Source organism: Neobacillus sp. (assembly GCF_031988165.1).
GTDB lineage: Bacteria > Bacillota > Bacilli > Bacillales > Cytobacillaceae > Neobacillus > Neobacillus rhizosphaerae.
In genome coordinates this window covers 61,970-83,508 of the sequence record NZ_DALZYO010000015.1, presented here as the reverse complement: position 1 = coordinate 83,508, position 21,539 = coordinate 61,970, and the positions used below count along the sequence as shown (strand labels likewise).

At 37.0% G+C, this 21,539-nt stretch carries 22 protein-coding genes and 1 pseudogene; 5 read left to right on the top strand and 18 right to left on the bottom strand.

What is annotated here, in order from left to right:
• Positions 1-670: 670 nt before the first annotated feature.
• From RTR43_RS11060 to RTR43_RS11050, 3 genes are all read left to right on the top strand, one after another.
• Positions 671-910, top strand: a complete 240-nt coding sequence (locus RTR43_RS11060) for a hypothetical protein (RefSeq protein WP_312471844.1) — start codon at positions 671-673, stop codon at positions 908-910.
• A 325-nt stretch (positions 911-1,235) separates the two neighbouring features.
• Entirely contained in the window at positions 1,236-2,078 is an 843-nt protein-coding gene (locus RTR43_RS11055; protein WP_312471843.1) for a CPBP family intramembrane glutamic endopeptidase, read from the top strand.
• 185 nt (positions 2,079-2,263) lie between these two features.
• Complete coding sequence (locus RTR43_RS11050; protein WP_312471841.1) at positions 2,264-2,617, top strand: DUF6054 family protein; 354 nt, start codon at positions 2,264-2,266, stop codon at positions 2,615-2,617.
• A gap of 193 nt (positions 2,618-2,810) precedes the next feature.
• On the opposite strand, the gene RTR43_RS11045 is transcribed toward RTR43_RS11050, so the two are convergent.
• Positions 2,811-3,296, bottom strand: a complete 486-nt coding sequence (locus RTR43_RS11045) for a hypothetical protein (RefSeq protein ID WP_312471840.1) — start codon at positions 3,294-3,296, stop codon at positions 2,811-2,813.
• Positions 3,297-3,600: 304 nt separating this feature from the next.
• On the bottom strand, positions 3,601-3,903 hold the full coding sequence (locus tag RTR43_RS11040) for a hypothetical protein (protein WP_312471837.1): 303 nt from the start codon (positions 3,901-3,903) through the stop codon (positions 3,601-3,603).
• 337 nt (positions 3,904-4,240) lie between these two features.
• Here RTR43_RS11040 and RTR43_RS11035 point away from each other — a divergent pair, with 337 nt between their 5' ends.
• Complete coding sequence (locus tag RTR43_RS11035; RefSeq protein ID WP_312471835.1) at positions 4,241-5,119, top strand: alpha/beta fold hydrolase; 879 nt, start codon at positions 4,241-4,243, stop codon at positions 5,117-5,119.
• Between the two features lie 331 nt (positions 5,120-5,450).
• On the opposite strand, the gene recN is transcribed toward RTR43_RS11035, so the two are convergent.
• From recN to accB, 12 genes are all read right to left on the bottom strand, one after another.
• Positions 5,451-7,139, bottom strand: a complete 1,689-nt coding sequence (gene recN / locus RTR43_RS11030; protein ID WP_312471833.1) for a DNA repair protein RecN — start codon at positions 7,137-7,139, stop codon at positions 5,451-5,453.
• Between the two features lie 15 nt (positions 7,140-7,154).
• Positions 7,155-7,604 (bottom strand): transcriptional regulator AhrC/ArgR, encoded by a 450-nt coding sequence (gene ahrC / locus RTR43_RS11025; RefSeq protein WP_312471831.1) that lies wholly within the window; start codon positions 7,602-7,604, stop codon positions 7,155-7,157.
• A gap of 154 nt (positions 7,605-7,758) precedes the next feature.
• The gene (locus RTR43_RS11020) at positions 7,759-8,589 is read right to left on the bottom strand and encodes a TlyA family RNA methyltransferase (RefSeq protein ID WP_312471829.1); all 831 of its coding nucleotides are present in this window, start codon (positions 8,587-8,589) and stop codon (positions 7,759-7,761) included.
• A 3-nt stretch (positions 8,590-8,592) separates the two neighbouring features.
• The gene (gene dxs, locus RTR43_RS11015; RefSeq protein ID WP_312471827.1) at positions 8,593-10,488 is read right to left on the bottom strand and encodes a 1-deoxy-D-xylulose-5-phosphate synthase; all 1,896 of its coding nucleotides are present in this window, start codon (positions 10,486-10,488) and stop codon (positions 8,593-8,595) included.
• Between the two features lie 197 nt (positions 10,489-10,685).
• Entirely contained in the window at positions 10,686-11,579 is an 894-nt protein-coding gene (locus tag RTR43_RS11010) for a polyprenyl synthetase family protein (protein ID WP_312471825.1), read from the bottom strand.
• A 3-nt stretch (positions 11,580-11,582) separates the two neighbouring features.
• Positions 11,583-11,816 carry an exodeoxyribonuclease VII small subunit gene (locus RTR43_RS11005; RefSeq protein WP_312471823.1) on the bottom strand — a complete coding sequence of 78 codons (234 nt, stop codon included), beginning with the start codon at positions 11,814-11,816 and terminating at the stop codon, positions 11,583-11,585.
• Complete coding sequence (gene xseA / locus RTR43_RS11000; RefSeq protein WP_312471821.1) at positions 11,806-13,164, bottom strand: exodeoxyribonuclease VII large subunit; 1,359 nt, start codon at positions 13,162-13,164, stop codon at positions 11,806-11,808. Before xseA ends, RTR43_RS11005 begins: the two co-directional genes overlap by 11 nt.
• 136 nt (positions 13,165-13,300) lie before the next feature.
• Positions 13,301-14,158, bottom strand: a complete 858-nt coding sequence (folD, locus tag RTR43_RS10995) for a bifunctional methylenetetrahydrofolate dehydrogenase/methenyltetrahydrofolate cyclohydrolase FolD (RefSeq protein WP_312471819.1) — start codon at positions 14,156-14,158, stop codon at positions 13,301-13,303.
• Between the two features lie 37 nt (positions 14,159-14,195).
• Positions 14,196-14,594: a transcription antitermination factor NusB gene (gene nusB / locus RTR43_RS10990; RefSeq protein WP_312471817.1), complete on the bottom strand. Its 399-nt coding sequence runs from the start codon at positions 14,592-14,594 to the stop codon at positions 14,196-14,198.
• Positions 14,595-14,975: 381 nt separating this feature from the next.
• The gene (locus RTR43_RS10985; RefSeq protein ID WP_248736572.1) at positions 14,976-15,383 is read right to left on the bottom strand and encodes an Asp23/Gls24 family envelope stress response protein; all 408 of its coding nucleotides are present in this window, start codon (positions 15,381-15,383) and stop codon (positions 14,976-14,978) included.
• A gap of 19 nt (positions 15,384-15,402) precedes the next feature.
• Positions 15,403-16,758 carry an acetyl-CoA carboxylase biotin carboxylase subunit gene (gene accC / locus RTR43_RS10980; protein ID WP_312471815.1) on the bottom strand — a complete coding sequence of 452 codons (1,356 nt, stop codon included), beginning with the start codon at positions 16,756-16,758 and terminating at the stop codon, positions 15,403-15,405.
• Positions 16,759-16,776: 18 nt separating this feature from the next.
• Positions 16,777-17,283 carry an acetyl-CoA carboxylase biotin carboxyl carrier protein gene (accB, locus tag RTR43_RS10975; RefSeq protein WP_312471813.1) on the bottom strand — a complete coding sequence of 169 codons (507 nt, stop codon included), beginning with the start codon at positions 17,281-17,283 and terminating at the stop codon, positions 16,777-16,779.
• A gap of 532 nt (positions 17,284-17,815) precedes the next feature.
• On the opposite strand from accB, the pseudogene RTR43_RS10970 reads away from it, so the two are divergent.
• Positions 17,816-18,082, top strand: a pseudogene (locus RTR43_RS10970) (transposase); the annotation flags it as partial.
• A gap of 382 nt (positions 18,083-18,464) precedes the next feature.
• On the opposite strand, the gene RTR43_RS10965 reads toward RTR43_RS10970, so the two are convergent.
• Genes RTR43_RS10965 through spoIIIAE form a run of 4 tightly spaced genes read right to left on the bottom strand, consistent with a single transcriptional unit; the run spans position 18,465 to position 21,528 of the window.
• On the bottom strand, positions 18,465-19,016 hold the full coding sequence (locus RTR43_RS10965; RefSeq protein ID WP_312471812.1) for a SpoIIIAH-like family protein: 552 nt from the start codon (positions 19,014-19,016) through the stop codon (positions 18,465-18,467).
• A gap of 16 nt (positions 19,017-19,032) precedes the next feature.
• Positions 19,033-19,683, bottom strand: a complete 651-nt coding sequence (gene spoIIIAG / locus RTR43_RS10960) for a stage III sporulation protein AG (RefSeq protein WP_312471811.1) — start codon at positions 19,681-19,683, stop codon at positions 19,033-19,035.
• Complete coding sequence (gene spoIIIAF, locus RTR43_RS10955) at positions 19,676-20,305, bottom strand: stage III sporulation protein AF (RefSeq protein WP_312471809.1); 630 nt, start codon at positions 20,303-20,305, stop codon at positions 19,676-19,678. Before spoIIIAF ends, spoIIIAG begins: the two co-directional genes overlap by 8 nt.
• 14 nt (positions 20,306-20,319) lie before the next feature.
• Positions 20,320-21,528 carry a stage III sporulation protein AE gene (gene spoIIIAE / locus RTR43_RS10950; RefSeq protein ID WP_312471808.1) on the bottom strand — a complete coding sequence of 403 codons (1,209 nt, stop codon included), beginning with the start codon at positions 21,526-21,528 and terminating at the stop codon, positions 20,320-20,322.
• Positions 21,529-21,539: the final 11 nt, after the last annotated feature.

The window sequence follows — 21,539 nt, the reverse complement described above, 5'->3', positions numbered from 1 at the left end:
TAAATTATTTACATTTAATAAATGCTTAATCATGAATACATTATTATTTTTTCTATTATATAGAAGGAAAATTTCAAACGGATACGAAATAACATTTCCTACTTGCTTTAATGCTGTTAATGCACTATCTAAGTATGTGGCGGTAGCCCTCACCTTGTTTGATCATTCTAAAATCGTGAGAAGGCGAGACTGCCTTTCAAATCAACGAGGGCAAGTTTGGTTTTATCCGGGTTCTTATGTATTAGGGGAAATTAGTAGCATGAGACAGACCCTCATTTTACTCAGGGGCAATTTGCTAAAAGATTTAATTGAGCATAGCAGTGTTAAACACCTTGGCGAACAGGTAATTCTTCCTATTTATTGAAATAACCTTAAAATCAAATCAATTGAGGAGATTTGGGTAATGATAAAGGAGGAAGAATAAAGAGAAACTTAAATTCCAAGTGCTTTCAAGCATTCTCCACATTCTAAGCTTTTTTTAACAATACATTCATCGATTAACCTTAGATATAACAGGATTGGTTAAGGAACTCGAAAAACTTGGATATAGGAGAAGACTTAACGAAAGTAAAAATTTACCTTTTTAAGGGAAATGTTCACAAATATGTAACAAGGTTTTTTGAAAATTTTGTCTAATACACCATGTATCAACCAATAAGGTGTGTGATACGTGATGTTACTTTTTAAAGCTGGAAAGTTTATTAAAGTAAAAGTGTTTGTTTACGGAGATCATTACTTGAGCACGGCAAGCACAAGGGGTTGTTCAGTGTGGAACTGCTTAGGGACCACCAGGAAAAAAGCAAAAGAAATGGCATTGCTTAGGTTAGATCAGGCCTTAAACGAAGTTAAAAAAGAAATGGATCGAGTCATTGAAAGAGAGGACTATTCCGTTTACCATGAAAAAAAATAAATTAATGAGCCCCCTTTCAAACGAGAAGGGGCTTTATTCATTCCTAATAACACAATAATAAAGGGATTAGCCAATAATAGTCGAATATTTGCAGTGCATCCAATTATTTTTATGTAAATGTCAAAATAAGATTGTGAAGGAATCTGCTTAAAGTAACGGTTCGTTGAAATTTTGGTTTTGAACCCTCCTGTTTATCGATGTCATATTAATTTTGGAAACCATCGAATGAAAAAAGCCGATGTGTTAATGGAGTGGTAAAGAATGCCTATTTGTGATTGTGAAAAAGTGCACTTAATCTAATGAGGCAGGAAAGGTGGGATTTGATGTGGGCAAACTCGTAAGTAAAATTATAGTATCTATTAATAACTTAAAAGAAACATCTTGGTTAACCATTCTATTGTTTTCTATACTGTATTGTGTTTATGTAACAATTATTAATCTTGTTGTATTTAAATCTAACATTATACAACCAATTTCTGTATTAACTTTAGGACTTGTGAACCAAACCCTTATAGTTAATATTGTTAGTTTAATACTATTTGTCTTTATATTGATTATAAAGTATGGAAGGCTAACTTTCTTTGATATAGGCTTAAAGGGAAATAGATTACTTAGTGCAGTAACTGCAGTAAGCATTATTTGGATTGCCATGCAATTAATCAATATTGTTATTGGGATAATTACAACAGGGAAGCCAATTATATATGAAGGTTGGAATCAATATGGAGCATTAAAAATGTTTGGTAGTTTTATTGGTCAATTGTTTGGAAATAGTTTGTTTGAAGAAGTAGTTTTCAGAGGTTTTTTGTTAGTGCAAATTTCTAAAAAGCTAAAAAACAAAAAAGGACAGCTCTTTATCGGAATATTTGTATCACAGTTTCTATTTGCACTAATACATATTCCTAATAGAATATTGGGTGGAATGAACGTTTTCGAAATAGTAACCTCTCTAATCATACTATTTATGATAGGTATTTTCTTTGCAATCGTTTACTTGTTAACGGACAACCTATTTTTAGTGATAGGTATACATACCATCTGGAACACACCATTACTTGTTTTTAATGGGCTTCCTAGTATTTTGGTTATTTTTGTCGCTACAATTATCCTTTTACTCATTTGGGATAGAACTTTTGGAAGGCTCAGTTTAAAGGCTACCAACCAATGAATTAGATGATGTGATTTAGCAGAGGATATTTCACCCGCGTAATAATAAAACAATGAGCCTCAATAGAGCTATTTTAGACTGATTTGTTATAAAAATTTTTTTTGTGGAAAAATATAGGAAAGGAGAATTTTCTAGGAAAGATATCTTTTAGCTGGAAAAAATGTGTCTTCGGGAGTGGAAAATAAATGAGACAGTATATTGAATTTACAGTGAATGTAAAGCCTTTTCAAGCAGTTCAACTTATTGTGGATGACAAGGATTTAAAGTCAGATTTGATATTTGAGGATTATAAAGTTACTGGAGAAGATGAAAGAGAGATTTCAATTTTAGTATTTGAAAAATTTTTTCTCCGAACTGGTAATACGGCTACATTAACTCTCACTGTTGATAATTTTAGCGGAGTTACAATAATAAAGTGTATATCAGCAGGAAATGGAGGAGGGATATTGGATACTGATTGGGGAGCGGGAAAAAGTTTTATTAAACCAATACGAAAAAAACTGGAATCTCACATTATTGAAATAACTGAGGAAACATAACTGGGCTTTGATTCTATAAAAAAGATTAAAGTCTATTTTAATAAATAAAAATTTTTGAGTGGTTAAAGAGCCTGATTTCAGGCTCAATTACAATTATCGCTTTTTACTTCTTAAATTTTGGGTACTTATCAATATAGATATCTCCACCAGCAAGTAGTTTTTTGTTTCTACATCATATACTGCATATCTTCCACTAAACTCTTTTTCTGTATCCTTTAATGAGTAGAAAAAAATAAACCTGTCTATATGGGCTTACTGTTTGATGATACTTAAAATCTATATTTGGGTATGTAGTATGAATAATTCCATCCCAAGTTATATAATTAAATCTGTCCACCTCATTAAACAGGAACTTTTCTCTAATATTAATTGATGCATAAGGAATTTCTTTAAATAAAGCAATATCCATCTGTGATTTTAGCTTTTTATTTCTTTTATAAAACTCCAGATGTTTTATGTAAAACTCTTGATGAACAGGATAACTCCTTTTCCTTAATGCTTCATAAAATTGATCAACAGTTTCATTAAATAACTTTTCTTTATTGGCAGGATACAAATATTCAATTTTTTTTATATCAGTTGACTTGTTAGTTTGTGCAAAGACATTGATTCCTGTGAAAAATAAGAAGAAAACAGTAATAAATAGAACTTTTCCTTGTTGTTTAATCATTTTTACCATCCCTTTTCCTCCTAATATTAACCCCACCTCTCCAATAGACTTTCCCTTATTAAAATTATTTAGTAAAAAGCTTTACTTATGGAATACCAGCCATTGTAGGACTTGTTGTTCATTTTTAGAAAGAAGGCAAATTTAAGCTAACAGAGGTTTTAGTGCAAGAACGGGATTGCTAGCAGCTTTTTTCTTATTGTACTATCCTGAAAATATGTTTCTTCAAAAATAAAAAAATGACAATAAACCCCTCTCCTTTTTGAATAAAATAAAAAGAGACCTGGAAGGACTCTTAATTTAATATGCTGTTGTCTTACTGAAGAATATTACAGCCCATATAAATGATTAAAGTCATAAATGTCGTTAAAAGAAATATATTTCTAAGTTTATTGCGTTCTTTTTCATCATTTGATGAAATAAAAATGTATCTTCTAACACAAAGACCTAATATCCCAATTCCAAAGAAAGTTGATAAAAATATAATAAAAAAGTCCAAATTTGGAAAAGTCTTTACTGTTACAATAATTTCCACCATCGTTCTAAATGAGAAATAGAAGATAAAAAATAACAGCAAATTGTATATTAAAATTACAATCCAAATGTTTTTACGGCTCATAAACAATATCCCCCTTTTCAAACTTACTCTTAATTGTATATTCTAGCTGTTAGTTAATTATCCTGCATCCCAAAATATTGTGACATAAATAACTATTTTTCAATATAATGTTAGTATTGTAAGTGGAAAACAAATGACCTCAAGTTACGTATTCCATTTACTTTTTGCCCTCATATGCTCCTTCCCGAGGGCTTTTTGTTTAACAAAATTACTCTTTTGTTTCCTAATTAATAACTTATCTCTTTTCTTATATTCATATATCCTCTAAACCAAAATTAAACTTCCATCTATAAACTAAATTCTGTTTTTACTTTAAAATGAAATTGGAGGTGTCTTTATGAAAAAGAATACAATCTATAAAAAAGAAAAGGGAAAAAAAATAATTGAACAGCACTATGAAAAATACTTATTGGATTTGTCTATAGATTTTGAACGAATATATATCTATACTACCTTTGGTAAAACACATATGCTTGTATCTGGACCACTTGAGGGAAAGCCTATCTTTATATTCCAAGGTGGTAATTGTATTAATCCGATGACATTATCTTGGTTCTTGCCTCTTTTCTCTAAGTACAGAATTTACTCACCCGATACGATTGGACACCCTGGATACAGTGATCAAACCAGAGTATCTGCAAAAGACAGTAGTTTTGCACAATGGATAAGTGAATTAATGAATCATTTCAACATTGAAAGCTCTGCTTTTATAGGCCCTTCATATGGTGCCGGAATCATATTAAGATTAGCTTCATTTATGCCTCAAAAGATTGACTGCACAGTATTAGTTTCTCCAGCAGGATTACAACTTGGGTCAAAACAAGAAATGATTAAAAAGGTGTTACTCCCACTGTTTTTGTATAAAATTTCCTCTAACAATAAATATCTGCATAAACTAACAAACAATATGTCAGAAAATAATATGAATGAATTGGATAAACAAATTATTGGCGATATATTTAAATACATAAAACTCGAACAAGAAATGCCTAAATTAACAGAAAAAAAGGAATTGGTTAATTTCAATGCACCAACGCTCATATTAGCAGGGACAAAAGATATATTTTTTCCTGCTAATAGCTTACGCAGTGTATCCGAAGAAATCATTTCAAATTTAATATCATTTCAATCATTTGAAATGGGACATTTTCCTTCTAATAGAAATCTTGAAAAAATAAACGAGAAAATCATAGAATTTCTAAATATATATTATTAATTCCTGTCGATTTTTCTAAAACTGTTATCTTATTTCCAAGTCTTTATTTATGAGTTGATAGAGGTAGGAGTGAATTTAAAGGCTGTACAAAAAAGAGGAGGACATTCAAATTGGAGAATTACAACTGATGTTTATACCTATGTATCAAAAAAGGCAAGTCATAATGCAGCAGAAAAAATCGATAAATTTGACCCAAGAGGGAAATTCGTCAAAAATTCGTCAGAAAGCTATCCCAGGATTAAAGCAGCCCTTAACCACTGATATACCAATGGTTCTAAGGGCTACTCATTTTAGTCCTTCTTCGGCAAAGCTACCCAGATTGGGAAGCTTTTCAATTTATTTTGTTTTTTTCAGCTAATTGTAATAATTCCTGGGCATGCTGCTTGGTTAAATCGGTTATTTCTACACCGGAAATCATTCGCCCAATTTCTTTAATTTTTTCCTCTACATTCATTGGGGTGACTGAGGTTGTCGTTCTTCCCCCTTTAATGATCTTTGAAATAAATAAATGGGTATCTGCCATTGCTGCCACCTGAGGTAAATGCGAAATGCATAAAACCTGGGAATCAATAGCTACTTTATAAATTTTTTCAGCAATTGACTGGGCAACCCTTCCACTGACACCTGTATCCACCTCATCAAAAATAATCGATGTAACTCCTTGATGTTTGGAGAATATACTTTTTAAAGCAAGCATAATCCGTGATAATTCTCCTCCGGAGGCAACTTTTGATAGAGGTTTTAAGGGTTCTCCCGGATTCGTTGAAATATAAAATTCTACAAAATCGACACCATTTTTTGAAAAATGTTGATTATCGGATTTGACACGAATTTCAAAAACGGTCTTGGCCATATACAATTCTTTCAATTCTTTATGTATTAATCGTGTCAGCTTATCTGCCCATTTGTGGCGTAGTTCAGTTAATTGCTTAGCTTCAAGAATTAAGTCTTTTCGAATGGCCGTTAGTTCTTTTTCCAATTCACTAATATGTGTTTCTTTATTTTGTAACGTGTCTATTTCTTCTTCGATTTTAGCTGCATATTCTAATATTTCGTTAATTGTTTTACCATATTTTCGTTTGAGCTGATTGATTTCATTTAAGCGGTCTTCTATTTCATTTAATCTTTGCGGATCATATTCTAAGACATCTAATTCATTTCTTAAAGAACTTGCAGCATCCTCTAATTGATAAAAGCTATTCGACACTGATTCGAAAATTTCTTTATATGTAGAATCAAGTGCAGCTGCATCTTCTAGGTATCCCATAACCATTCCAATCCAATCGAGGCCTTTTTGTTCTCCGTGTAAGGCAGTGTAACTTGATTGAATCGCTTCAAACACTCTTTCAAAATTTCCTAGTTTTCTTCTTTCCTCGGATAGTTCTTCATCTTCATTGAGCTTTAAATTTGCATTTTGAATTTCATCTAATTGAAATTGAATTAAATCAAGGCGGTGGGCTGTTTGCTGGTCATTTTCACTTAATGTTTTAAGTTTTTGTAATGTGTGATCGTATCGGCGATATACGTCCAGATATTCGCCTTGTGAAGCCAAAATTTCCTCAGCACCAAATTGATCAAGTAAGGGTAAATGTTTTGTCTCATCCATTAATTCTTGATGTTCATGTTGGCCATGAATATCAACAAGGGTTGCGCCAATCTCCCTTAGAGTTGAGATCGTAACCAGTTTTCCGTTTATACGGCAAACACTTTTTCCAGTTCGAGATATGTCACGCCGTAAAACAACCATTCCTTCTTCAATTTCTATCCCAAATTCCAATGCTTTCATGATAATTGGATGGTTTGGATCATCGAGTTGAAATAGCCCTTCAATTTCTGCCTTCTCTTCTCCATGGCGGACAAATTCTGCCGATCCCCTTCCTCCGACTAGTAAATGAATCGCGTCAATGATAATTGATTTTCCTGCTCCTGTTTCCCCCGTTAATACAGTCAATCCCTTTTCAAAGGAGATGGATAGAGCTTCAATAATCGCGAAATTTTTTATTGACAGTTCTGCTAACAAGGAACACTCCCCCAATTACAGCATATCTAGGAATCGATTGGTTACGACCTCTGTGTCTTCTGGTGTTCGACAAATAATTAACATCGTATCATCACCACATATCGTTCCTAATATTTCTTCCCAATCAAGATTATCGATCAGTGCACCAATGGCCATAGCATTACCAGGCAAGCACTTCATAACCAATAAATGCCCTGCAGAATCAATCCTTACAAATGCATCGACTAATGATCGTTTAAGTTTTTGCAACGGATTAAACCTTTGGTCTGCTGGCAGACTGTATTTATACCGACCATCGATTAATGGTACCTTAACCAAGTGTAATTCTTTTATATCCCGTGATACCGTAGCCTGGGTCACATTATAGCCTGCGCCCTTAAGCTCATCGACAAGCTCATCTTGTGTCTCAATATCATTGCTGGCAATAATTTCTCTTATTTTTATATGACGTTGACCTTTATTCACTTTTTCACCCCATAATCATTGAAAACCTTAAAGTATTTTGAACTAATATGTCGTATCTACCCATATGTTAGCCCATTTTTACAGCCTTGTACATTTTTTCTTTAATAAAAATACATTTAAATGCAATAAAAGGATAGGCTCAGGCCTACCCCTTCTAGTCTTGCTTTGTATGGAACTCATTATGTGATTCCTTGACAATATCAGGAGGACTGACCTGCAGCTGATTGACTCCTATTTCCCGTTCACCTTCCCATTTAAGGTGAAGTAAAAATTCAATGTTCCCATCCCCACCAGTGATTGGAGAAAACGAGAGGTCTGTTACAATAAATCCTTGTTGAACGGAAAAGTTAATTATTTTATCGATTACCTGTAAATGTACTTTTTCATCCCGTACGATGCCCTTTTTACCGACCTGGTCACGACCAGCCTCAAACTGCGGCTTCACAAGGGCGATAATATCACTTCCTGGTACAAGAAGTGTTTTTAACACCGGTAATATTAAGATTAAAGATATAAAAGAAACGTCTATTGTGGCAAAATTCGGCATTTCTCCGGTTAAATCAGCAGGCGTCACATAGCGAAAATTGGTCCTTTCCATTACCATGACCCGTTCATCTTGCCTTAGTTTCCAAGCAAGCTGATTATAGCCAACATCGAGAGCATAGGACATTTTCGCGCCATTTTGTAAGGCACAATCGGTAAATCCACCAGTTGAAGCCCCAATATCTAATAACACCTTATCAAGGACACTGACATCAAACACTTTTAATGCCTTCTCAAGCTTTAATCCCCCGCGGCTGACATACGGTAGCATTTTCCCTTTTATGCTTAACGGGATATCAATCTTGACCTTTTCTCCCGGTTTATCCAATCGTTCTTCCTTTGTATAAACTAGGCCTGCCATAATAGCTCGTTTAGCCTTTTCCCTTGTTTCAATTAATCCCCGTTCTACAAGTAAAACATCTAATCGTTCTTTATTTTTCATTTTTTAAGCCCTTTGTTGTTTTTTCCTTGCCAGTGTTGAAATTCGTTTGATTATTCCTTCAGTCGTTAACCCAATTTCTTCAAGAAGTGAGCCAACATCTCCATGTTCAATAAACTGGTCAGGGATGCCAAGTCTGTCAATCTGAGCATGGTAATATCCTTGGGAATGAGCATATTCAAGAATTGCACTACCAAACCCACCCTGTAACACAGCTTCTTCAATCGTGAGGAGAGGCATATTTTTATCTAGCAGACCAGTTAGCATTTTTTCATCCAAAGGCTTGATAAACCGAGCATTCACAACCTTTACGGAAATTCCTTGCTTTTCCAGTAGCATTGCTGCATCCATCGCCATCGGAATTGTCGTACCAAAGGTTAAAATGGCCGCGTCATCGCCTTCTTTTATTACCTCCCATGTACCGATTGGAATGGTGTGAAATTCCGTATCCATTGGTACACCGACTCCATTACCACGAGGAAATCTCATCGCAATTGGACCATCATCATAATTTACGGCCGTATATACCATATGCTGCCCTTCATTTTCATCCTTAGGCATCATTAAGACGATATTAGGAACATGCCTTAAAAAGGCAATATCGAATACACCTTGATGTGTCTCACCATCTGCACCAACTAAACCGGCCCGATCGATTCCAATAAAAACATTTAAATTTTGCCGGCAAATATCATGAACAACCTGGTCATAGGCCCGTTGTAAAAAAGTTGAATAAATCGCTAAAAAAGGCTTCATATTTTGTGTCGCTAATCCTGCCGCAACTGTCGCCGCATGCTGTTCAGCAATCCCGACATCATACATTCGCTCAGGAAACTCACTGGCAAAACCCTCAAGCTTCGATCCAACAGGCATCGCGGGAGTAATCGCCACTATTCTTTCATCGCTGCGTGCCAGTTTGCGAACGGTTTCGCTGACTAAGCTACTCCATGCAGGTGGCTGCTTTTTATTAGGTTTTACAAAATCACCAGTGTCCATCTTATAAGGACCTGTTCCATGCCATGTCCCAGTTTTATCACTTTCTGCAGGTTGATAGCCTTTACCCTTCTTCGTGATGACATGAAGGAGAACTGGACCCTCTGTTTTTTTAGCATAGCTTAAACTCTCAAATAAATTGTCAAAATTATGGCCATCAATCGGGCCTAAATAAGTGAACCCAAGTTCCTCAAAAAACATACCGGAAACAAATAAATATTTCAGGCTGTCCTTTACACGTTCCGCAGTGGCCGCAAGTTTACCGCCAACAGCAGGCACCTTTTTCAATAACATTTCGAGTTCATCTTTCACCCATTGGTATTTTCCAGCTGTCCGCAATTGGCCGAGAATATTATGTAACGCACCAACATTTGGAGCAATCGACATTTCATTATCATTTAAAATCACAATCATGTCTTTTTTCTCATGCCCAATATGATTTAGTGCTTCTAATGCCATCCCGCCCGTTAATGCACCATCTCCAATAACCGGTACAACAAAGGATTTTTCCTTTTTTAAATCCCTAGCAATAGCCATTCCCATTGCAGCAGAAAGCGAGGTAGAACTGTGCCCAGTCTCCCAAACATCATGCTCGCTTTCAATTCGTTTTGGAAAACCACACAAGCCTTTGAACTGCCTTAAGGTATCAAATTCACTAGCTCTGCCGGTTAAGATTTTATGAACATAGGATTGATGACCGACATCCCAAATAATTTTATCCTTTGGACTGTCAAAACATTTATGTAAAGCAATGGTTAATTCGACAACTCCTAAATTCGGTCCAATATGACCTCCGGTTACAGACAGCTTTTCAATCAAGAATTGGCGAATATCTTGACCCAAAGCCTCTAGTTCTTTATTCGACATTCCTTTTAAAAAGGACGGGTCTTTTATTGATAACAGATCCATATATGGACCACTCACTTTCATACTTTTTCTTTCTACTCTAGAACTTCGATAATTGGCTTGCCCTCTCGAGCAAGGCGATTCCGCTTTTCTTTTTGAAAAAATAGCCGCTAACACGATAGTGATAACGGCATTGACAATGTTTTCTACATTGAAAACAATTATAACACACTTATTTCTTTGCCTCAAATACCCCTATTTTAGTGGTCCCTTGTAGCAACTAAATCCGTTATTTCCTCAAGGAGGTTTGTATTCAAGCCTGTCTCTCTCAGATATTCCGTTGACAGGTTTATTTGCCTTTGTAAAGCGTCTTTGGCACCTTCTAATGATAACAATTGGGGATACGTACTTTTAAGATTTGCTGTATCACTGCCAACAGGCTTTCCAATTAATTGTTGATTACCAACTAAATCCAGAATATCATCCTGGATTTGAAAAGCAAGTCCAAGGTGATGTGCAAAGGCTGAAAGGTTATCTAATTGGCTTTGACTTGCCCCCGCCAAAATCGCCCCTGCTAACACACTAAATCGAAGCAGCTTACCTGTTTTATGAATATGGATATACTCAAGCTCTTGAAGGGTTAGTGACTTCCCTTCCCCTTCCATATCAGCCACTTGGCCGCCGACCATACCTTCAGTTCCAGCCGCTTTTGCCATTTCAATCATTAACTTAATCAATGCATCAGGTGAAGCAAATTCAGCGGAAATTTTTCCAATTACTTCAAAACTATAAGTTAATAAGGCATCACCAGCTAATATGGCAATCGCGTCACCAAATACTTTATGATTGGTAGGCTTCCCTCTCCTTAAATCGTCATTATCCATACTAGGTAAATCATCATGGATTAAGGAATAGGTATGAATCATCTCGATTGCAGCGGCAGCTGGCAGCCCTCTGTGAGGGTCAATTCCGAACGCGTCCAAGGTTGCAAATAATAAAAGTGGGCGAATTCTCTTTCCCCCTGCTTCAAGAGAATAGATCATCGATTCTTTAATAATTGGAGGGGCGTTAAGCTTTTCAACCAGTGTACGAAGCTCCGTATCCAGCAGCTGTTTATATTCTTGTGCAAATGGGTCTAGTAACCTGGGTTTCAAGTCTTATTCCTCCTCTTCAACGGAAAAGTTCTCCGAACGACCATCCTCCGTTATGATTTGAGTAAGATGTTCTTCTACACTTTTCAATTTTTCATGACAAAGCTTTGATAACTCCATACCTTCTTTATAAAATGTTATCGCTTCTTCTAAGGGGACATCTCCCTCTTCAAGCTTATCGACAATTTGTTCCAGCTTTGTCATAGCCTCTTCAAAGGATAATTTTTTTTCATTCGTCACTTTTTCCGCTCTCCTTTATATTCTCCACATTACAGTAAAGGCTTCCATCTGATAATTTAATCTGAACCTGCTCATTTACTTTTACTTGTTTCACAGTTTTTACAAGGTGATTATCCTCTGTATAAGCCAAACTATAGCCCCGTTCCATTATTTTCAACGGGCTTAATGCCTGTAAGGTTGATAGGACATGATTGAAATCAGTTTGTTTTTTAGAAAAAATTTGAACCATGAAGCGGTTCAATTCTTTTTGTGTACGTTCGAAATGGTTTCTAGCCTCAAGTAATGCTGCTCTTGGGTGGTTCCGCTGCAATCGTTTATAAAGAATTTCATGCTGCCCTTTTTTTATTAACGATAACCGGGACGTGCCACGGACAAGCTGTTCTGTTAATTTATCAACATGCTCGAGCTTTTGTTCATATAGACGATGTGGATAGCGAAAGGCATATGATTTTTGTACCCGGTTTAACCGTTCTTTTTCAAACCGGAATTTTTCTTGCATGACTCTTAGAAGACGAGCCTGTCGCTGTAAAACCCGGTCCATTAATTCCTCAATATGCGGAACTGCGAGTTCAGCAGCACCTGTCGGAGTCGGTGCCCTTAGATCAGCAACAAAATCAGCAATTGTAAAATCTGTTTCATGACCAACGGCTGAAATAATTGGAATCCTGGAGGAAAAAATTGCCCGAGCAACCCTTTCCTCATTGAAGGCCCATAACTCTTCAATCGAACCTCCCCCACGTCCGACGATTAAAACATCAATTTCCCTTATATTGTTTGCTTTTTCAATTGCCTTTGCAATAGAGGGTGCTGCGTTTTCACCTTGGACAAGGGCAGGGATAACAAGAATTGAAGCAATTGGATAACGTCGTTTAATAGTAGTAATCACATCCCGTATGGCTGCACCGGTTGGTGATGTAATTACGCCAATGGTTGTCGGGTACATCGGAATCGCTTTTTTCGTTTCAAGCGCGAATAAACCTTCTAATTCAAGTTTTTGTTTTAATTGTTCATAGGCAAGAAATAACTCTCCAATGCCGTCAGGTTGCATTTCTCTTATATAGATTTGATATTGCCCACTTGGTTCGTAAACGCTAATATCGCCTTTTACAATCACTTTCATACCGTTTTCCGGTGTAAATTTCATATAACGCGACTGACCAGCAAACATCACTGCAAGAATGCGGGCCTTTTCATCCTTTAAGGTAAAGTACATATGTCCACTCGAATGTTGTTTGAAATTTGATATTTCTCCTCTTACATGCACATCCCGTAAATGAGGATCGGCATCAAATTTTCTTTTTATGTATTTGGTTAGCGCATTTACAGATAAATATCTTTGTTCTTGCATAGCTGGCTCCTTTTTACAATCTAAAGAATAAAATTGCCCTTATCCATTATATATTTAGTCCTTCTTTTTGTCCGAAAAATCAACTTAAATAGAAAGGTACCTAAATCAATAAAAGATAAGGACAATTCTTCATCCTCTAGTAACGATTGATTGTTTCAGCTGCTGATTTCAAGGTATTATACATGAGCATCGTTATCGTCATCGGTCCTACGCCCTTGGGTACTGGGGTGATATATCCAGCTTTTTCACTCACCTCATCAAAAGCAACATCACCACAAAGCTTTCCTGCTTCATTACGGTTAATGCCTACATCAATGACCACAGCGCCCTCTTTTACATGTTCACCTTTGATAAAGTTTGGTATACCAACAGCGGCAACAAGAATATCTGCTTGCTTTGTATGTAACTTTAAATCTTTAGTTTTGGAATGACAATAGGTTACGGTTGCATGCTGATTAAGAAATAATTGTCCCACCGGCTTACCCACAATATTACTTCTTCCTACTACGACGACATTTTTTCCAGCAATAGCTATCCCTGTTTCTTCAAGTAGCACCATAATTCCGTAAGGTGTGCATGGTAAGAAAGCATTCTGTCCGGTCATCATCCTGCCGATATTAATCGGATGGAAGCCATCGACATCCTTTAACGGGGAAATCGTTTCTATTACCTTACTTTCATCAATATGTTTTGGAATTGGTAGTTGAACCAAAATACCGTGGATCGAAGAGTCTTCATTAAGTTCTTCAATTTTGGCGAGCAATTCCTCCTCTGGAATATCCTCTGACATTTCAATTAATAAAGAGTTCATCCCCAGTTCTTGACATGCTTTTTCTTTACTTGTTACATATGTCCGAGAAGCGTGGTTATTCCCAACAAGAATGACGGCTAACCCTGGAGTTACTCCCTGACTTTTTAGAGCAGCCACTTTTTCAGCAATTTCTATTCTTTTTTTTGCGGCAATTTCTTTTCCATTAATAATTTGAGCAGTCACTGTCATTTCTCCCCTTTGTTTGAAAGGACCCAATCAATTAATCGTTAAGAAGCTTATGTTTCACCTTCGAAAGAACACCATTAATAAACTTGCTTGACTGGTCATCTCCGTAAATTTTTGCTATCTCTATGGCTTCATCTAAAATAACGTTTTCCGGAACTTCAGTTCGGAAGAATTTCAATTCATATACAGCAATTCTTAATAAGTTTCGGTCAACCGTTGCTAACCGATCGATCGTCCATTTTTCAAGGTTTTCGATTATCAATTTGTCGATTTCGGCTTTTTGCTCAACAACACCTAAAACGAGTTTTGTGAGATATTCGTCACCTGCCTCCCCTTCCAAAACATGTTCAATTGCGGATGATGGTTCACTGTTACTTACGTCGATTTGGAACAGTGCTTGTAATGCTTTTTCCCTTGCTGTTCTTCTTTTCATTATACCGTTAACTCCTTTAGATATATTAAATAATTTTTGTCTATTTTTTATACAAACAAATATGGCGTTTCACACCGCCATCAACCATGGAACTACACTCATTCAAAGACCAAACCCTACATGATTAAGACGGTGTGAGCAGAGCCAAGTTCACTAATTTCATGGTTAAATCTGGATTTTTCACTACAATTGGATATACTGATTCGTTTTTGCGGCGCTCCGCCCCTTTTCCATCCATCCTATAGTATTAAAACAATCAAGATAGCTTACACATAAAAAGATAATAGCACAACTAAAATGGATTCGCACTGAAAGGTTGAATATTTCACTTTGTTTTTTGAAATAGAAAAACCAAAGGATTAGCTCCTTTGGTTTTTCCTTTTACAATTCTGAATCAATTTCTGGTTCAATCTTTTGGGTTTCAAATTGAATTCCAACGACGTGAATATTTACTTCTTCTGCTTCTAAAGCCGTCATATTAAGTAGGGCTTGACGGATATTATCTTGTATTTTCCCTGCAACAGTCGGAATGGAGATGCCAAACTTCATCAAACAATACACATCAACCTTTATCCCTGATTCCGTCAGCTCGACTTTAACGCCTTTACCGTGATTTTTTTTCCCTAATCGTTCAACAACACCTGTAGCAAAATTACCACGCATACTTGCTACACCTTCTACCTCGGAAGCAGCAATGCCAGCTATTACCTCAATCACTTCAGGGGCAATTTCAATTTTTCCATGCCCATTATTTCCTTGTTCCATTTCCAAAATACTAAACTCGCTCACCTGAGCTCACCTCCAGATATTAGATAGACCTCATCACATCGTACAGTTCCAGGAATTTTGTATTAAAACTGCCTTCTACAAATTTTTCATGTTCTAGCAGTTTTAAATGGAACGGGATGGTTGTATGAACGCCCTCAACGACAAATTCACTTAATGCCCGTTTCATTCTTGATATTGCCTCTTCCCTACTGTTGCCATATGCGATGACTTTCGCAATCATAGAATCGTAGTAAGGTGGAATGGTATAGCCTGGATATGCCGCTGAATCAATCCGAACTCCAAAACCTCCAGGCGGTAAGTACATTTTGATTTTCCCAGCTGATGGAAGAAAATTCTTTTCAGGATTTTCAGCATTGATTCTGCATTCGATTGCCCATCCTGTAAAAGTAACATCCTGCTGATTTACTGATAACTTTTCACCGCTTGCCACTTTAATTTGTTCCTTAATAAGATCAATTCCAGTGACCATTTCTGTTACAGGATGCTCCACCTGAATCCTCGTGTTCATTTCCATAAAATAAAATTGACGATTGCGGTAGTCATATATAAATTCTACCGTGCCGGCACCTGAATAAGCAACTGCTTTTGCAGCTTTTACGGCTGCATTTCCCATTTCTTCACGGATTTCTCCATCTAAGGCAGGTGAAGGCGTTTCTTCAAGCAGTTTTTGCAGTCTGCGCTGGATGGAGCAATCTCTTTCTCCTAAATGGACGGTGTTACCGTATGTGTCAGCAAGAATCTGGATTTCAACATGGCGGAAATCCTCGATATATTTTTCGATATAGACACCGGAATTCCCGAAGGCTGTCAAAGCTTCCTGCTGGGTAATCGTGATTCCTTTTATTAATTCCTGTTCATTCTTGGCAACGCGGATCCCTTTGCCGCCTCCGCCTGCAGTTGCTTTAATTATAACTGGATAGTGAATGGTTTCAACCAGTTCCAATGCCTCATCGATATCATTAATAATTCCCGTTGATCCCGGAACAATTGGTACTCCTGCTTCACGCATTGTTTCCCTAGCGATATCCTTTGTTCCCATTTTTGTGATGGCTTCCGGGCTTGGACCAACAAATGTAATATTGCAATCACGGCAAAGTTCAGCGAAATCGGCGTTCTCTGCCAAAAATCCATAACCCGGGTGAATCGCATCACTGGAAGTTAGTTTTGCCACACTAATAATATTTGTCACGTTTAAATAACTGTCTTTTGATGAAGTGGGTCCTATGCAGTAGGCTTCATCCGCTAGCTGTACATGCAAAGCTTCACGGTCTGCTTCTGAGAAAACGGCAACTGATTCAATCCCCATTTCCCGGCAGGCACGAATAATCCTTACGGCAATTTCTCCTCTGTTTGCAATTAACAGTTTTTTTATCATCCTGTTATCGCTCCTAACTTAAGGCTTTACTAAAAATAAAGGCTGTCCATATTCTACTAATTGTCCATTTTTCACAAGTACTTCAACAATTTCTCCGTTAACTTCTGCTTCAATTTCGTTAAATAATTTCATTGCTTCAACGATACACACAATGGAATCCTTCGATACATTTGACCCTACTTTGACATATGCGTCTGAATCTGGAGTTGGAGATGCATAGAAAGTCCCTACCATTGGCGAAGTAATCTTGTGTAAATTTGTTGTATCTCCTTCGGTTGGAGTTTCAACCTTTGGAGCTTCTTGCTTTACCTCCACTGCAGGAGCGGCAGGTGTAACAGCTGCAACCGGGATTGTTTGAACAGCTGCAGGAGCCGTAGCTGGTGTAATTGGCTGCATAGATGCAACAGTTACTGTACCATTCTTCTTCATTTTAATTTTTGAACCGTCAATTTCATAAACAAATTCATCAATACTAGACTGGTCAACCAATTTAATCAATTCTCGAATTTCTTGTACTTTTAACATGAGTAACACCCCTCGTACTACTTTAATTAGGACTAACTACTAATACTATACGATAATACCTTGTAAAAGTTCAATAATCTTAATCGTAACAACCATAACAATTTCTACTGCATGCCCTCCTTTATCATCTTAATATTATTATTCTAAAAAGTGAACTTTAACTTCCTAATTCAATACAAAACATTATTTTCTCTTATTTTCACAGAATTAAACCAATAAAAAAAGGAAAGCTAGGCTTCCCTAGCCAGTCGAAAAACTTTCGACTGGCTTTATTTTTTTATTTCACTTTAACATTTCACCGCGTTAATTTATTATAATATTATTCATGCAACATGTCTGTTGATTTGCGCTCCAGGCGCTTCGCTTTCCGCGGGCGTGCCGGGGAGCCTCCTCGTCGCTTCGCTCCTGCGGGGTCTCCCCTGCCCCGTACTCCCGCAGGAGTCTTCGCGCATTCCTCTCCAATCAACAGAGTGTTTTTCAATAAAGACCTTCAACTCAACCAATAAATAATAAAAAATAAGTGGTGAAATCAATGTTTAAGCCAAAAGAGTCTAGCCAAAGTGAATATGAATTCGTTTCTATTGATGAATTAGTTCCAGATGACCACCTTCTTCGCTTGCTTGACAAATATATAGATTTTACATTTCTTCTAGAAAAAGTTCGTCCTTTTTATAGCTAGGATAATGGTCGCCCATCTGATCCCCTTATTCTTTTTAAAATGATGTTTATAGGGTATCTTTTTGGCATTCGTTCTGAAAGACAATTAGAAAGAGAAATTAAAATGGACATTGCCTACCGCTAGAAAAAGTGTGTTGCAATTCTTTAGGTTGATTTGCCTCCTTGTTGATTGGAGCGGAGGGCACTCGACTCCTGCGGGATATAGAGGTCACTGGAGACCCCGCAGGCGCCAAAGGCGCCGAGGAGGCTCCAGGACCTCCCCGCGGAAAGCGAGTGCCCGGAGCGGAAATCAACAGGCCAGATAGCAGAGACAATCAATTAATAAAAAATCGGTAATTTAGATTCAGACAAAAAAATTGCCGAGAAAAATACCCTTTCTCGACAATCTGAGGAAGCACAGCTTCCCTAATAAAATAATTCGTATAAATCTCTGACCTGCGATCATTGTCTAGCTTCAGCGACCAACAATTAGTGTACTTCGCAAAACGGGTGTTTCCTCTTTTCTATTTAGATGGTTGATATTCAACTGCTACATAATTTGTTTCATCAATTTCCTTTTTCACTTCCAGCATAATCTTGTTAGCCTCCGTTGCAGAAGGCTTCTTCTTGGCTTTAACCGTAACAATTACCTTTGCCCCATCTGCTCTTACTAGGACATCATCATAGCCCATCGTTTTAATAAATGTTTCAAGCAATTCTTCTTTTTGGGCCGTTTGATTCAATTTATCCATTTGATCTTTCACTTCACTTCGTTTATCTGCAGGAAGATCAGTTGAAGCCAGCTCATTTGTTAAATTTTGTTTTTTTTCACTGCGTGTGTCTTCTTGCTTCATTCGCAGTTCTTCAAACGCTGCATCCCCCGCAACCGAAGAAACTACGGATTTACCATTCTTGGATTCAGTTTTTGTTTTACCCTTATTTTGATCTTTAGGCTTTTGTTGCACTGCTGTAAGTTCATTCGACTTTTGCTCCGGAGAAGTAATATAATAAACCGATAGCACAACTACTAAACTTAACATAGTTAATAACCAAACTGTTTGTTTTTTCAAAAGCATGATAATAATCCCCCTTTTATTTTTTAGGCATGACAGCGACTCGGTGGCTAGGTACTCCTAATGCCCTCGTGACTGCTTCCCTAATCCATTTTTTCACCTCGATATTTTCAGCACCCTTGGCAACCACCAGTACACCGCGAATCTCTGGCTTTATTGTTTCTACCAAAATTGGAACCTCTTTTTCCCCTTCGCGAATAATAACCAATTGTTCATCTGTTGAGGAATCAACAACCTTACGCTGCCCGCCATCGCGGTCTATTTCATCCGTTGTTTGCGATTTCACAGTTCTATTTTTCTCAAGAATTTTCTTATCTGTTGAATCAATATTGACAACGACAGTAACATCATCTTCACCGAGCATATCCTGTAGTGCCTTCTTAAGTTGATTCTCATATTTTTCTTCATACTCGGTTATCGCTTTATTTCCTGAGCCCTTTTTTAGACCAAATGCTGCTACATCTTCAGAACCTGCTTTCTGGCCAGTTGTTACAGGTACCACAGCAGGATTTGTGTCATTTTTAAAAACAATATTTCCCACAAGCATAAACGCTGCACCTATGCAGAGGACAAGGAGCATATACTGATATTTACTAGGTTTCTTTTCGCCCTTTTCATCCAGTTTTAGTATTTTTTTGAGCCATGATAATGGTCCTTGGTTGTTATCCATTTTTCTTTTTGATCCCCCCTTCAATCGAAACTTCAACTGCTTTTTCAGTTACATTCCATTTTTGCGATAGAAATGAGGCTATTTTTTCTGCTTCTTCTGTTGAGCCTTTAGATGGAAGAGGTTTTTCAGTATTTATTTCGATTTGTTTTATTGCTTCGACTGTCTTTACGCTAAGGTCTGGTTGTTTTAGAAGAACCATAACCTTTTGGAGGTTTTCAGGGAATGCTTGGTCACTTTTTTCATTTAGGACAAAATCAATTTTTGTTATCTCCAATCCGTATTGTTCCATCAACTCCTCCTTAACGTCCTTTTTCAGCTTGACAGCCAATTCTTCTAAAATATATGCATGTTGCGAGGCTTGTATTTCTTTTTTCTTTAAATCTATTAAATTTTTCATATTTTTTTCTCCTGGGTCTTGGTGCGTTGAGATGGAAGCTAATGCTGATTCAAAGTCCTTTGAGATTAATTTAAAGATGGGGGTAAGAATGATGGCAATTAGGAGCAGCCCAGTGACCATCTTGGTATATTTTTGTAGCCCTGAATTCGGTAGGAGCATATCAATAACCGTAGCTAGTAGGATAAAAAGTATTATATTCGTTACCCATTCTTTCAAAAAATCCATTTTTGAGGACCCTCCTATCTCATCATCATCGTCAAATTTCCAGCAGCCACAATAACAGTGATACTTAAAAAGAACATGAGCGACACAATTCCTAGTGCTGCAAAGACATAGATAACACTTTTGCTGATAATATCAAGACATTTTATGACAGGGCCACCGCCTAATGGCTGTAGGATAGCAGCAGCCATTTTATAAATAAATGCAATCATTAAAATTTTTATAGCCGGGAAGGCAACAATAATTAACAGGATGGCTACCCCCGCAATGCCAACTGTATTTTTTAACAGCACAGATGCACTAACAACAGTATCAGTGGCATCGGTAAACATTCTGCCGATGACTGGAATGAAGTTCCCTGTAACGAATTTAGCTGTTCTGATGGTTACTCCATCAGTTACAGCAGCTGATGCCCCCTGGACAGAGATAACCCCTAAAAATACCGTCAAAAACAGGCCCATTAACCCGATACTCCAGTTTCTTAAAAGAGCGGCTAGTTGTGACACTTTATATTGTTCAGACATGGTACTGACAATACTGAGTAAGGTAGCTAAAAAGAGGAGTGGAAGGATAACATATTGCATGAACATTCCGCTCATATTCATTAAAAATAATATAACTGGATGGAAGAAAGCCGCTGATACAAGCCCTCCGGAAGCTGCTATTAATGCAAGCAGCAGGGGAACAAGGGCAAGCACAAAGGAGATCATCGTCCCGATTGCTTCATTTGTGTAGCTGATGGCGATATGAAAACTATTAAGAGCCAGAATGACCAATACCATATAGATAATCGAATAGGCAATTTTACTTATTGCGCTTTTCTCAAAGGCATTTTGCATGGATTGAAGAAACATACTAAAAATGGTTAACATAATCAATGAACCAAGTAATTTTCCATTCGCTACAAACTCTTGAAAGGCATATTTTAAGACTCCTTGTCCCCATTGTTTAATAGAGAATTTTTTATCACCTTTAACAAAATCATACAGGCTTCCTTTTTGGCTTTCTGGGAGGAAGCCGCCATATTTATTGGTAATATCTTCCCAAAATTGTTTTAGTTCTGTTATATCCAAGGTTTTTAGCTGATTATCTACCAATTCCTGCGGAGATAGCGGGTTAGAGGTGTCTTTGGTGTCTTTGGATTCTTCCGCAGCTTGGACAGTTGGAATAGATAAAAAAAAGAATAAAAGAATCATAATAGGAATCATCTGCAGTCTCTGCTTCATTTTTACACCTC